Below are 12,932 nucleotides of genomic sequence, written 5' to 3' on the forward strand. Positions count from 1 at the left end.
CTTCAGGCCGCATGGTTTACCGCCATGCGGCTTTTTCTTTGGCCTGCCTGATTTCCAGCCCGCGCGCATACAGCGCGTTGCGGCTGCCGCCGGTGGCCTCGGCGGCCAGGCGGGCGGCGGTTTTCAGCGGCAGCTCGTCCATCAGCAGGCACAGCAGGCGTTCTTCGTCAAAGGCGCGCGGCGCGCGGGCGTGCGGCGCGGGGTGCAGCACCAGAGCGAACTCGCCGCGCTGGCGCTGCGCGTCAGCGGCCAGCCAGGCGGGCAGCTCTTGCGCGGGCAAGGTGGCGATTTGCTCAAACTGCTTGGTCAGCTCGCGCGCCACCGTCACGGCGCGCGCGCCCAGTGCGGCCAGGTCGCCGGCCAGCGCCTGTATGCGGTGCGGCGCTTCCAGCAGCACGACGGCGCGCGGCTCAGCGGCCAGGGCCTCGATGGCTTCGCGCCGCGCGGCGGCCTTGCCCGGCATGAAACCGGCGAAGACAAAGCCCCGGTCATCGCCTTGAGCGCCGCCAGCGGCGCCCGCAACGCTCAAGGCCGCCGTCACGCTGCTGGCGCCCGGCAGGGGCACGATGGCATGGCCTGCGGCGCGCACGGCAGCGGCCAGGCGCGCGCCGGGGTCGCTCACGGCGGGCGTGCCCGCGTCGCTGACAAAAGCCACGCGCTCGCCGCGCGCCAGGCGGGCGATGACGGCTTGCGCGCCTTCGGCCTCGTTGTGCTGGTGCACGGCCAGCAGCGCGCGCGGTTCCACGCCGTAAGCGCCCAGCAACTGGCGGGTGTGGCGCGTGTCTTCGCAGGCAATGGCATCGGCCAGCGCCAGCACGTGCAGCGCGCGCAAGCTGATATCGGCCAGGTTGCCGATGGGCGTGGCCACCATGTACAGCGCCCCTTTCGGATAATGCTGCGCCCCAGCGGCGGCCTGCGCGGCAGGCAAGGCGGCATGCAGGGCGCGGGCGGCAAGCGAAGGCGTGAAAGCGGTCATGGCAGGCAAAGGCGAAAAGGCGCGCGCGGCGCTATGGCAAAAGATGCAGCGGCAAATGCAGCAATGGGTGCGGCAGTGGACAAGGGCGCGGCCGCGCGCTGGCGCAAGCTCCCGCAAGGCCGGTGCAGCGGCAGAAGACGCGGCGCTGGCCCACTTGCAGGCGGCCCGCTTGCGGCTGGTGGCGCGAAATTATGAGACGCCCGGGCGCGGTGGCGGCGAGATTGACCTGATCATGCAAACGCCCGACGGCACGCTGGTTTTCGTGGAAGTGCGCCAGCGCAGCGGCAGCGCCCACGGCGGGGCGGCCGCCAGCGTCGGCGCCCTCAAGCAGCGCCGCGTGGCGCTGGCCGCGCGCCACTTTCTGCGGCGCTACGCCGCGCCGCCGCCTTGCCGCTTTGATGTGGTGGCCATCGAAGGCAGCCGCATCGAATGGTTGCAGGCCGCTTTCCACGCGCCATGAGCGTGGGGGCAAGCCCGGCGACTCAAAAAGAGGAGCAAATCTGGCCGGCAAAAATGCCGTCCAGCGCAAATTCCACTAGGACCTTATGCTATGGATTCAAGAGCTGAATCAGGCGGTGTCTTGCGGGCCTGGAATGCCTGCGCGGCGCTCTGAGGCAGACTCGCTTTTTTGCTTTTGCTCCGCTTTCCGCCATGTCTGAACAACGCATCCAGCAGTATTTCACCGGCAGCGCCGCGCTGCTTGTCCAATGGGCCGGTTCCTTGAGCGCGCCCATTGCCGCCGCCGCGCAAACGGCGCTGGAATGCGTGACCAACGGCGGCAAAGTGCTCACCTGCGGCAGCGCTGCCGCCGCCGCTTTGGCGCAGTACGCCGCCGCCTTGCTCATGGGCGGCCTTGCGCGCGAGCGGCCCGCCCTGCCTGCCCTGGCCCTGGGGGCCGAGGTCGCCACTTTCGCCGCCCTGGCGCAGCGCAGCGAAGGCGTCGGCGCGCTGGCCGCCCAGGTGCATGCCCTGGGCCAGCCCGGCGACGCGCTGATGGTTTTCGCCCACCCGGCCAGCTCTGATCACGCCAGCCTCGCCCTGGCCGTGCAGGCCGCGCACGAGCGTGAAATGCCCGTGATCGCCATGACGGGCGAGGGCGAAGCCGCCGATGCCCTGGGCAGCTTGCTGCTGGCTGCCGATACCCATATCGCCATCGCCCATGCTCACGCCGCCAGCGTGCTGCATGCGCAGCAACTGGCGCTGCACTGCATTTGCGAAAGCCTGGATGCCCTGCTGCTGGGCGACGAGTAGGGACCTGGCCGCGATGGGCAGCTGCGGTTTGAGCGGGCCTGGGTTCCCGGACAGGCCCGGCCCTGCTGCTGGCATGTCACGCATCTTCTTGCCGCCGCAGCAGCTTTTGCAGCGCCACTTTGTCGGCGCGGCGCTGCGCGCCGCTTTGGCGTATGTGCTTGCCCGCCGCGTTCGAGGCGCTGCGCGCGGCCAGCGCCATCGCCACGTGGTTGCGCGGCGGCGGTGCGGCCGCTGAAAGCGCCAGCGGCTGGCGCATGCGTTGCCGTTTCCTGGGATTGCCTTGCGAAGGCCCCTGAAGCCATTCGCGTGAGAGTTGCCTGGCGCTCATGGCGCACTCCATTTCAGAGCCTGTTTGCCCGCCTTGCGGGCTGCGTGTAAGTAAAAAGCGGCGGATTGTGCGGCGCGCCAGCGCCTGCGCCAAGGCGCAGGGCAATATCTCGCTCCGCTATCAATAGCAAGATGTCCTAGTGGAAACTGCGCAGGATGGCGTTTTCATACCCCTGTATTTGCTCCTGTTTCTGATGTCTTCTGGCCGGGAGGGCCAGGCCGGGCATCCATCCGCCGCATTCAGCGCCTGCGTCCGGGGCCGCCGCGCCCGCCTTGGCGTTCACAGCCTTGGCGTTTGTTGCGGGGCGGGTTCTCAAACGTCCACTTCCACCGCGTCGCCGTGGCGCTCCATCAGCTCGCGGCGGGCGGCGGCTTCGCCTTTGCCCATCAGGCGGTTCATGTGCTCGGCGGTGGCGGCTTCGCCCAGGGGGCCGAGGCGCACGGGCATCAGGCGCCGGGTGTCGGGGTTGAGGGTGGTTTCCCAGAGCTGTTCGGCGTTCATTTCGCCCAGGCCCTTGAAGCGGCTGATGGTCCATTTGCCTTCGGGCACGCCTTCCTTGCGCAGCTTGTCGAGGGTGGCGTCCAGTTCGGCCTGGTCCAGCGCGTAGAGCTTGGCGGCGGGCTTTTTGCCGCGCGCGGGCGCGTCGATGCGGAAAAGCGGCGGGCGGGCCACGAACACATGGCCCGCGTGGATGAGCGCGGGAAAGTGCCTGAAAAACAGGGTGAGCAGCAACACCTGGATGTGCGAGCCGTCCACGTCGGCGTCAGAGAGGATGCAGACTTTGCCGTAGCGCAGGCCCAAGAGGTCGGGGGTGTCGCCCGCGCCGTGCGGGTCCACGCCCAGCGCCACGGCGATGTCGTGGATTTCGGTGTTTTTGAACAGCAGGTCGCGCTCCACTTCCCAGGTGTTGAGCACTTTGCCGCGCAAGGGCAGGATGGCCTGGGTTTCCTTGTCGCGGCCCATCTTGGCGCTGCCGCCGGCGCTGTCGCCTTCGACCAGAAAGATTTCGTTGCGGGCGGTGTCGCGGCTTTCGCAGTCGGTGAGCTTGCCGGGCAGCACGGCCACGCCGCTGCCTTTGCGCTTTTCCACTTTCTGGCTGGCGCGCTGGCGCGTTTGCGCGGCGCGGATGGCCAGCTCGGCCAGGCGCTTGCCGTGTTCCACATGGGCGTTGAGCCACAGCTCCAGCGCGGGGCGCACGTAGCCGGACACCAGGCGCAGCGCGTCGCGGCTGTTCAGGCGCTCCTTGATTTGCCCCTGAAACTGCGGGTCGAGCACCTTGGCCGAGAGCACATAGCTGGCGCGGGCGAACACGTCTTCGGGCATGAGCTTGACGCCTTTGGGCAGCAGCGCGTGCAGTTCGATGAAGTTCTTGACGGCGTGAAACAGCCCGTCGCGCAGGCCGCTGTCGTGCGTGCCGCCAGCGGGGGTGGGGATCAGGTTCACATAGCTTTCGCGCACGGGCTGGCCTTCTTCGGTAAAGGCCACGGCCCACTCGGCGCCTTCGCCTTCGGCAAAGCTGCCGTCGTCGCGGCCGGCGTGGCCCGCGCCTTCAAACACGGGAATCACGGCGTCGGCGGGCAGCGTTTGCATCAGGTAGTCGCGCAGGCCGCCCTTGTATTGCCAGCTTTGCCGCGTGCCGCGCTTTTCGTCGATGAAAGTGACGCTCACGCCGGGCATCAGCACCGCCTTGCTGCGCAGCAGGTGCGTGAGTTCGGCCAGGGGCAGCGCGGCGCTTTCAAAGTAGCGGGCGTCGGGCCACACGCGCACGGTGGTGCCTTGTTTGCGGTCGCCCGCCGCTGCGCCGCCGTCATGGGCGGGGCGCACGGTCAGCGGCTCGGCCACGTCGCCACCCGCAAAAGCCAGGTGCGCCACTTGTCCGTCGCGCCAGATCGTGGCCTCCAGCCGGGTGGACAGCGCGTTGGTCACGCTCACGCCCACGCCGTGCAGGCCGCCGGAAAAGCTGTAAGCGCCGCCCGCGCCCTTGTCGAACTTGCCGCCCGCGTGCAGGCGCGTGAACACGAGTTCGGCCACGGGCGCGTTTTCTTCCGGGTGCAGGCCGAAAGGAATGCCGCGCCCGTCGTCTTCCACGCTGACCGAGCCATCGGCGTGCAGCGTGAGCTTGATGCGCTTGCAAAAGCCAGCCAGGGCCTCGTCGGCGGCGTTGTCAATCACTTCCTGAATGATGTGCAGCGGCGTGTCGGTGCGCGTGTACATGCCGGGGCGCTGCCGGACAGGCTCCAGCCCCTTGAGCACGCGGATGGAGCTTTCGGCATAGGCGGGTGTGGACATGGCGTGAAGGTGTTGCGGTGGCGAAAAAAGAAAGCCCGCCACGGCGGCGGGCGGGCATGAAAGGGCGGGCATGAAAAATGGGCGGGCCAGCGGGCCGGCCGCTTATTTGGCGATGCGCCAGCCTTCCTTGCTCTGGCTGTCTTTGAGCAGCAGCACGCGGCCCATGTTGGCGAAATAGCTGTTGCCGCCGCGCGTGGCGGCCATCATCACGCTGCCATCGGGAAAGCTGGCGGAAAACATTTCGGCCACTTTTTTGTCGGGCGAAAGCAGCACATACACGGCCAGCGCGGGGTTGTCAGGGTCAGTCAGGCGGATGTCGGCCACGTCAAACACCTGCACGCAGGCCTTGCGCAGCTTGGACCACGTTTGCCCGGCCGAGGGCAGGCAGTCGCTTGGGTCGCGCCCGCTGCCCGCCAGCGGCGCGGCTGGCGCCAGGTCTGCCTTGGCCACGGCTGGGGAATTGGCCTGGGCCTGGGCCTCGGCCCCGGAGCCAGTTGAAGAGGCGGCCTTCGGGGCCGTGGCGCCGCAGCCAGCCAGCAGGGCCGCCACGGCAGCCAGCGCCATCAAGCGTTTGTGAGACATGGGAACGCTCCTTTTCAAAAGAAAGCGGCAGATTTTATCTGCGCGCAGGTGCGGCGCGCGCCGCCAAAATCGCCTCGAAAACGCCTCGAAAACCGCAGTCAAGGCAGCCGGAATTTCCATTTGTTTCATGAAGCAAATAATCGACGGCGCGTTCATTGAACAAAGCGGCGCATTCAGCGTATCCGGCAAATCTTTCCCGGGCTTCCGAGAGCGTCCGTCTGCAAAAGACAGCCGGGAAGAAACGGCCGGATCATGCGGAAAACAAGCAGGCGGAAGAAAGAATGCCAGCCCGGGCGGTATTTTCCAAAGCAAGGCCGAATTCCTCATGGCGGCGCAATGGCGCCGCAAATGAAATTCACGCCGCCTGATATTGGTGAATATCCAATTCAATCTGCATCATGAAGCCCATTGCTTCATGACTCTGGCGGGCCTGCCTGGCCGCCGCCGTTTGCCGCTATGCTTTTGCCCGCCTTTGCCCGCCCGCCCTTGCCCGCCCGCCCTTGCCATGAACGCCCCTGCCGCGCTGCGCCGCCTGCCTCTTTATCTGGACTTGATCCGCTGGAACCGGCCTGCGGGCTGGCTGCTGCTGCTGTGGCCTACGCTCGGGGCGCTGTGGCTGGCGGCGGGAGGCTTTCCGGGCTGGCACCTGCTGGCGGTGTTCACGCTGGGCACCATCCTCATGCGCAGCGCGGGCTGCTGCGTCAATGACGTGGCCGACCGCGAGTTTGACCGGTACGTCAAGCGCACGGCGCAGCGCCCCGTGACCAGCGGGCGCATGCGCGCACGCGAGGCGCTGGCCGTGGGCGCGGCGCTGGCGCTGGCGGCGTTCGCGCTGGCGCTGACGACGAACGCCGCCGTGGTCAGATGGTCTTTCGGCGCGCTGGCCATCACGCTGGCCTACCCCTACGCCAAGCGTTTCGTGGCCATGCCGCAGGCCGTGCTGGGCGTGGCCTTCGGCTTTGGCATTCCCATGGCCTATGCCGCCACGCAAGGGCAGGTGCCGCCGCTGGCCTGGGCGCTGATGGCGGGCAACCTGTGCTGGGTGCTGGCGTATGACACCGAATACGCCATGGTGGACCGCGACGATGACCTGAAGATAGGCATCAAGACCTCCGCCATCACCCTGGGGCAGCGGGACGTGGCGGCCATCATGGTTTTCTACTTGCTCTACCTGGCCATCTGGGGCGCGGCGCTGGCGCTGGCGGCGCCGCCTGCCGTAACGGCGCTGACGCTGGCGGCGGCCCTGGCGCAAGTGGCCTGGCACTACACGCTGATTCGCGCCCGCGAGCGCGGCGGATGCTTTCGCGCCTTCAGCGCCAACCACTGGCTGGGCCTGACGCTGTTTGCGGGCCTGGCGGTCGGGCTGGCCGTCCGTCCGGCGTCCTGAGCGCGAGCGCGCTCCCGGCCATGAAGCCCAAAAGGCGAACGAGCAAAAGTCGCAGGCCGCGCGAACGCAGCGAGACAGCAAGCCGTCATGAATGGGATATTTGCTCTTTTATCCATAGCATGAGGTCCTAGAAGAACGTGCGCTGGCTGGTGTTTTGAACCCCTTATATTTGCTCCTGATTTTGCTGCTTTTGCCTGGGCGGGCGGTGTCATCCAAAACGCCTGCCTTGGTGGGCGGATTGACGCCCGGCACGCTCTCACGGTCAGGCTATGGAAAGATCTTGAGACACACGGACTGCCCGCAGCCTGGCTGCCACCTGGCCACCTAAAATCCGACGCTTGAGTTCAAGGAGAAACTTGCTATGGGTACCTTTTCAATTTGGCACTGGCTGATCGTGCTGCTCATCGTGGTGATGGTGTTCGGCACCAAAAAGCTCAAGAACATTGGCACCGATCTGGGCAGCGCCGTCAAGGGCTTCAAGGAAGGCATGAAAGAAGCCTCGGCAGACGAGGCGCAGCAGCCTGCTGCCGGGCAAGTGACCAACGCCGCCAGCAAGGCGTCCGCCGACGCGATTGACGTGCAGGCCAAGGAAAAAAGCTGACCGCCGCTTGGGCCCTGTTGCCTTGTTGATTTGCAAGCATGCTTGACCTCGGCATTTCCAAAATGGCGCTCATCGGTGCGGTGGCGCTGGTTGTCATCGGCCCCGAAAAGCTGCCGCGCGTGGCCCGCACCGTAGGCACGCTGCTCGGGCGGGCGCAGCGCTATGTGGCTGACGTGAAAAGCGAAGTCAATCGCGCGATGGACCTGGAAGAACTCAAGAAGATGAAAGAGTCCGTCGAGCAGGCGGGCCGTGAGGTTGAGCAGTCCATCCACAAGGCGCAAGCCGAAATGGATGCCCAGTGGCGCAGCACGAAGGCCGCGCTGCAAGGGGCAGGCCACGCGCCAGACGCGCATGCCGCAGGCGGCAGCGACGAAGAAGACGCCTGGCCGCCGCCGCCGCAGTACCGGCACCCCGGCAAGAAATGGCGCCTCCGGCGCAGCGCCACGCCGCAATGGTTCAAGGCGCGCGCGGGTGTGCGGCGGCAAGTGCAATCGGGCGCGGCGCGCATGGTGCGCTACCGCCCGAAAAAGCGGTGACGCGCCGCGCGATTCAGTCGCGCGATTCAGCCGGACGAGCAGACAGTCCAAACCGATTCAAGAGGCGGCCCTGATGCCGCCTTCGCTTTCATGAACCAGGCCAACAAACCCGATCCTGATGCGCCAGAAGACGAGCTGGCGGGCACCGAGCAGCCCTTCGTGGCGCACCTGATGGAGCTGCGCAGCCGGCTGGTCAAGTCGGCGCTGGCGGTGATTGCGGTGGCCATCGCCCTGGGCTTTTTCCCCGGCGCCAAGGCGCTGTATGACTGGCTGGCCGCGCCGCTGGTGGCGCACTTGCCGCAGGGCGCGACGATGATTGCCACTTCGGTCATCTCGCCCTTCATGGTGCCGCTGAAAATTTTGCTGATGACGGCTTTTCTGGCGGCGCTGCCCGTGGTGCTGTATCAGGCGTGGGCTTTCATTGCGCCGGGGCTTTATTCGCATGAAAAGCGGCTGGTGCTGCCGCTGGTGGTGTCCAGCACGCTGCTGTTTTTGGCCGGTGTGGCGTTTTGCTACTACGTGGTGTTTGGCACGGTGTTTGCCACCATCCAGAAGCTCGCGCCGGCCAGCATCACGGCCGCGCCCGACATCGAGGCCTACCTGAGCTTTGTGCTCACCATGTTCATGGCCTTCGGGCTGACGTTTGAAGTGCCCATCGTCGTGGTGGTGCTGGTGCGCCTGGGCGTGGTGTCGGTGGCGCAGATTCGCAGCTTCCGGCGCTATTTCATCGTGCTGTCTTTCATCATCGCCGCCATCGCCACGCCGCCCGATGTGGTGTCGCAGCTGGCCCTGGCCTTTCCCATGTGCCTGCTCTACGAGCTGGGCCTGTGGGTGGCGCGCCTGATTGCGCCCAAGAGCGAGGAAAACGCCGACGCGGGCGAATCCGCAGAGCGCTTGCCTGCGCAAACCCCGGAATGAGGCTCTTCCGTCTTGCCCCGGGCAGATCGGAGTGAGCGGTTTGCGTCAAAAACAGGAGCAAATTCAGGGGGTAGAAAAACGATCTTGCGCAGATTCCACTAGGACATCATGCTATGGATACGGGAGCGTGAATGTGGCCTTGGTTGCGCCGCTGGCAGCGCGTGTGTTTGAAAGCTGCTTGCGTTCAGGGGCTGAGCTGAAACCCGTCGATACAATCCGCCAGCCTCGCAGGCAGCTCTGATGCAGGGCGCTGGCTTTCAGCCTGCGGGAAGCGTCTCTTTCAGGCTCTACCCAAGGAATCCAGCCCATGCAACCCTGGCAGCAGAACTACGACGCGGCGGGCAATATCTGGCTTTCAGCCCTGGCCGCGCTCATTCCCATCGTCTTTTTCTTTCTGGCGCTGACCCGCTTGCGCATGAAAGGCTATGTGGCCGGCACGGCGGTGGTGCTGCTGGCGCTGGGCGTGGCGCTGTTTTTCTATCAAATGCCGCTGGCCTCGGCGCTGGCGGCGGCGGTGTATGGCTTTTTCTACGGGCTGTGGCCGATTGCCTGGGTGATTTTTGGCGCGGTGTTTCTCTACAAGGTGTCGGTCAAGACGGGGCAGTTCGACATCATCCGCGCCTCCATCCTCTCCATCACGCAAGACCAGCGGCTTCAGCTCATTTTGGTGGGCTTTTGCCTGGGCGCGTTTCTGGAAGGGGCGGCGGGCTTTGGCGCGCCGGTGGCCATTACGGCAGCGCTGCTGGTGGGGCTGGGCTTTCAGCCGGTGTATGCGGCGGGGCTGTGCCTGATTGCGAATACAGCGCCGGTGGCGTTTGGCGCGATGGGCATTCCCATCACGGTGGCGGCCGAGGTGTCGGGGCTGAGCGCCCTGTCCATTGGCCGGGTGGCGGGCACGCAGCTTTCGCTCATCATCATTCCGGTGCTGCTGTGGGTGATGTTCATCATGGACGGCTGGCGCGGCGTGCGGCAGACTTGGCCGGCCGTGCTGGTGGCGGGCAGCTCGTTTGCCGTGACGCAGTTTCTGACGGCCTGGCTCATCGGGCCGGAGCTGCCCAATATCACTTCGTCCATCGTGTCGCTGGTGGCGCTGACGGTGTTTCTGAAAAAGTGGCAGCCCGCTTATATCTTCCGCTTTGAAAACGGGGCGGGCGGCGGGCAGGCGCAGGGCGCAAGCGCCGCGCAGGCGCCGCTGACCACGGGGGCCATCATCAAGGCGTGGTCGCCTTTCATTTTTCTGACGGTGATGGTCACCCTCTGGAGCCTGGCGCCGTTCAAGGCGCTGTTTGCCGCTGGCGGCGCGCTGCAAGGCTGGGTCATCAAGATTCCCGTGCCCATGCTGGATCAGCTGGTGCAGAAGATGCCGCCCGTGGCGGCCGCGCCCACGGCCTACGGCGCGGTGTATGTCTTCAACTGGTTTTCCGCCGTGGGCACGGCCATCGTGCTGGCGGCAGTCATCAGCATCCTCTTCCTGCGACTCAAGCCGGCGGCGGCCTGGCAGACGGCGGGCGAAACCTTGCGCGAGCTGCGCTTGCCCATTTACTCCATCGGCATGGTGCTGGCCTTTGCCTTCGTGGCCAACTATTCGGGCCTGTCGGCCACGCTGGCGCTGGCGCTGGCGCACACGGGCAAGGCGTTTTCCTTTTTCTCGCCCTTTCTGGGTTGGGTGGGCGTGTTTCTGACCGGCTCCGACACATCGGCCAACGCCTTGTTTGGCGCTTTGCAGGCCACCACCGCGCAGCAGCTGGGCCTGCCTGAAGTGCTGACCGTGGCGGCCAACACCACGGGCGGCGTGACGGGCAAGATGATTTCGCCGCAGTCCATTGCCATTGCCACGGCGGCCGTGGGCCTGGCGGGCAGGGAGTCGGATCTGTTTCGCTTCACCGTCAGGCACAGCCTGATGTTCGCGGCGGTGATCGGCGTTCTCACCACGCTGCAAGCCCATGTATTGACTTGGACCCTTCCGGGAAATTGAATTTGAAAGCCGGAAACCGAAAGAGGAAAAACACCATGATCATTTCATCCACCACCGACTACCGCGAAGCGGCCCGCCGCCGCCTGCCGCCTTTTTTGTTTCACTACATCGACGGCGGCGCGTATGCCGAGCACACGCTGGGGCGCAATGTGTCCGACTTGGCGCACGTGGCCTTGCGCCAGCGCGTGCTGCAAAAAGACATGTCCAACCTGGAGCTGGGCATCGAGCTGTTCGGTGAAAAACTTTCCATGCCCGTGGCGCTCTCGCCCGTGGGGCTGACGGGCATGTATGCCCGCCGGGGCGAAGTGCAGGCCGCCCGCGCGGCCGAAAAAAGGGGCGTGCCCTTCACCATGTCCAGCGTGTCGGTGTGCCCGATTGAGGAAGTAGTGCCTGCCATCAGGCGGCCCATGTGGTTTCAGCTTTACGTGCTCAAGGATCGCGGCTTCATGAAAAACGTGCTGGAGCGCGCCAAGGCGGCCGGCTGCTCCACGCTGGTTTTCACCGTGGACATGCCCACGCCCGGCGCGCGCTACCGCGACGCGCACTCGGGCATGAGCGGCCCCTACGCCGCCTTGCGCCGCTACCTGCAAGCCGTGCTGCACCCGCAGTGGGCGTGGGATGTGGGCGTGCAAGGCCGTCCGCACGATCTGGGCAACATCTCCACCTACAAGGGCCACGCCGTGGCGCTGGAAGACTACATCGGCTATCTCACCGCCAACTTCGACCCGTCCATTTGCTGGAAAGACCTGGAATGGATTCGGGAGTTCTGGACGGGGCCGATGGTGGTCAAAGGCATTCTGGACCCCGAAGACGCGCGCGAAGCCGTGCGCTTTGGCGCAGACGGCATCATCGTCTCCAACCACGGCGGCCGCCAGCTGGACGGCGTGCTCTCCACCGCCCGCGCCCTGCCCGTCATTGCCGATGCCGTCAAAGGCCAAATCAAAATTCTGGTTGACAGCGGCATCCGCACCGGGCTGGATGTGGTGCGCATGCTGGCCCTGGGCGCTGACTGCACCATGATTGGCCGCGCCTACATCTACGCCCTGGCCGCCGCAGGCGAAGCGGGCGTGGAAAACCTGCTGACGCTGATGGAAAAAGAAATGCGCGTGGCCATGACGCTCACCGGCGCACGCACCATTGCCGACATCACGCCCAGCTCACTCGTGCCGGAAAGCGACTGAAGGCAGGCTTCACATCCTCAGCACCCGCAAGAACGTCGCAGATGCGGCCTGCTTGCGCGCCGCCGCGCTCATCTTGGCTCTGGCGCGCCAGATAGATGCCACCAGCCAGACAGGCGAGGGGCCGGGCAGCCCGTTCAGGCGGAAGCGGAAAAGCGGGGTTGGCCCTTGCCGGGTCTGCCAGCAGCTGCGGTTCAGGGCCAAAAACGCTGCAAGTCCTAGTGGAATCAGCGCAAGCAGCTATCTTTTTCATAGTGAACATGCTCCTGGAATCTCTCTTGATGGCGCTGGCTGACGCACTGCGCGCCCGCCGCTGGATGCTGGCCACGGCGGAAAGCTGCACGGGCGGCCTGATCGCAGGCGCTTGCACGGAAATGGCCGGCTCCAGCGAGTGGTTCGAGCGAGGCTTTGTGACCTATAGCAACGCCGCCAAGAGCGAATTGCTGGGCGTGCCCGCCAGCCTGATTGCCCGGCACGGCGCTGTCAGTGAACCCGTGGCGCGCGCGATGGCTGCCGGAGCGCTGGCGCATTCACATGCGCAAGTGAGCGTGGCGGTGACCGGCATCGCCGGACCGGGCGGCGGCAGCCTTGAAAAGCCGGTGGGCACCGTGTGGCTGGGCTGGCAGGTGAAGGATGCGGGCTTTGCGCAGCGCTGCCACTTCAGCGGCGACCGGCATGCCGTGCGCGCTGCCACTGTGACGCACGCGCTGCAAGGCGTGCTGGACCGGCTGCGCCAGGAGCCGTTTTCATGACTGGGGCGCACTGAAAAGAACAGGACGCTGCACCACGGCGGCCAGTTGCTGGCGATCGCGGGCGTTTTTCCAGCGCCAGGCCCAATTGCCTTCCAGCGCCCACGGCCCCAGTGTGACGATGGCGCGCCGCGCGCCGCTTTGCATCGTGCGAATCTTGGG

Annotated in this window: 15 protein-coding genes (1 of these 15 running past the window's edge); 10 read left to right on the forward strand and 5 right to left on the reverse strand. The window is 66.1% G+C overall.

Annotated features, from left to right (window positions below):
* Positions 1-16: 16 nt before the first annotated feature.
* Entirely contained in the window at positions 17-976 is a 960-nt protein-coding gene (gene rsmI / locus ADJ79_RS07655; RefSeq protein ID WP_050715472.1) for a 16S rRNA (cytidine(1402)-2'-O)-methyltransferase, read from the reverse strand.
* Between the two features lie 55 nt (positions 977-1,031).
* On the opposite strand from rsmI, the gene ADJ79_RS07660 reads away from it, so the two are divergent.
* Positions 1,032-1,436, forward strand: a complete 405-nt coding sequence (locus ADJ79_RS07660) for a YraN family protein (protein WP_050716496.1) — start codon at positions 1,032-1,034, stop codon at positions 1,434-1,436.
* A gap of 191 nt (positions 1,437-1,627) precedes the next feature.
* Positions 1,628-2,227 carry an SIS domain-containing protein gene (locus ADJ79_RS07665; protein ID WP_050715473.1) on the forward strand — a complete coding sequence of 200 codons (600 nt, stop codon included), beginning with the start codon at positions 1,628-1,630 and terminating at the stop codon, positions 2,225-2,227.
* A gap of 76 nt (positions 2,228-2,303) precedes the next feature.
* Here the strand turns inward: ADJ79_RS07665 and ADJ79_RS07670 are convergent, their stop codons facing one another.
* The 3 genes from ADJ79_RS07670 to ADJ79_RS07680 form a co-directional block, all read right to left on the reverse strand.
* Positions 2,304-2,555, reverse strand: a complete 252-nt coding sequence (locus tag ADJ79_RS07670) for a hypothetical protein (RefSeq protein WP_050716497.1) — start codon at positions 2,553-2,555, stop codon at positions 2,304-2,306.
* A 312-nt stretch (positions 2,556-2,867) separates the two neighbouring features.
* Positions 2,868-4,844, reverse strand: a complete 1,977-nt coding sequence (locus ADJ79_RS07675; protein WP_050716498.1) for a DNA topoisomerase IV subunit B — start codon at positions 4,842-4,844, stop codon at positions 2,868-2,870.
* A gap of 102 nt (positions 4,845-4,946) precedes the next feature.
* Positions 4,947-5,426 (reverse strand): hypothetical protein, encoded by a 480-nt coding sequence (locus ADJ79_RS07680; protein ID WP_156304090.1) that lies wholly within the window; start codon positions 5,424-5,426, stop codon positions 4,947-4,949.
* Between ADJ79_RS07680 and ADJ79_RS14255 the strand changes: the two genes are divergently transcribed.
* From ADJ79_RS14255 to ADJ79_RS07715, 8 genes are all read left to right on the forward strand, one after another.
* Positions 5,425-5,778, forward strand: a complete 354-nt coding sequence (locus ADJ79_RS14255; protein WP_156304091.1) for a hypothetical protein — start codon at positions 5,425-5,427, stop codon at positions 5,776-5,778. The two genes, ADJ79_RS07680 and ADJ79_RS14255, sit on opposite strands and share 2 nt — an antisense overlap.
* 153 nt (positions 5,779-5,931) lie before the next feature.
* A complete protein-coding gene (gene ubiA / locus ADJ79_RS07685) occupies positions 5,932-6,813 on the forward strand; it encodes a 4-hydroxybenzoate octaprenyltransferase (RefSeq protein ID WP_050715475.1) in 882 nt (293 codons plus the stop codon).
* A 361-nt stretch (positions 6,814-7,174) separates the two neighbouring features.
* Positions 7,175-7,414 (forward strand): Sec-independent protein translocase subunit TatA, encoded by a 240-nt coding sequence (tatA, locus tag ADJ79_RS07690; RefSeq protein ID WP_050715476.1) that lies wholly within the window; start codon positions 7,175-7,177, stop codon positions 7,412-7,414.
* Positions 7,415-7,452: 38 nt separating this feature from the next.
* A complete protein-coding gene (gene tatB, locus ADJ79_RS07695; protein ID WP_050715477.1) occupies positions 7,453-7,950 on the forward strand; it encodes a Sec-independent protein translocase protein TatB in 498 nt (165 codons plus the stop codon).
* A gap of 90 nt (positions 7,951-8,040) precedes the next feature.
* Positions 8,041-8,868 carry a twin-arginine translocase subunit TatC gene (tatC, locus tag ADJ79_RS07700; protein WP_050715478.1) on the forward strand — a complete coding sequence of 276 codons (828 nt, stop codon included), beginning with the start codon at positions 8,041-8,043 and terminating at the stop codon, positions 8,866-8,868.
* Between the two features lie 307 nt (positions 8,869-9,175).
* Entirely contained in the window at positions 9,176-10,843 is a 1,668-nt protein-coding gene (gene lldP / locus ADJ79_RS07705) for an L-lactate permease (protein WP_050715479.1), read from the forward strand.
* 35 nt (positions 10,844-10,878) lie between these two features.
* Positions 10,879-12,024: an FMN-dependent L-lactate dehydrogenase LldD gene (lldD, locus tag ADJ79_RS07710; RefSeq protein ID WP_050715480.1), complete on the forward strand. Its 1,146-nt coding sequence runs from the start codon at positions 10,879-10,881 to the stop codon at positions 12,022-12,024.
* A gap of 257 nt (positions 12,025-12,281) precedes the next feature.
* Positions 12,282-12,773: a CinA family protein gene (locus ADJ79_RS07715; RefSeq protein WP_050715481.1), complete on the forward strand. Its 492-nt coding sequence runs from the start codon at positions 12,282-12,284 to the stop codon at positions 12,771-12,773.
* Here ADJ79_RS07715 and ADJ79_RS07720 read toward each other — a convergent pair.
* A protein-coding gene (locus ADJ79_RS07720) for an NAD(P)/FAD-dependent oxidoreductase (RefSeq protein WP_050715482.1) crosses the window boundary here: on the reverse strand, positions 12,768-12,932 show its end. 951 nt of this gene lie beyond the right edge of the window; only the last 165 of its 1,116 coding nucleotides appear in the window; its start codon lies off the right edge, out of view; its stop codon occupies positions 12,768-12,770. The genes ADJ79_RS07715 and ADJ79_RS07720 overlap by 6 nt on opposite strands.

Source organism: Ottowia sp. oral taxon 894 (genome assembly GCF_001262075.1).
Taxonomy (GTDB): domain Bacteria; phylum Pseudomonadota; class Gammaproteobacteria; order Burkholderiales; family Burkholderiaceae_C; genus Ottowia; species Ottowia massiliensis.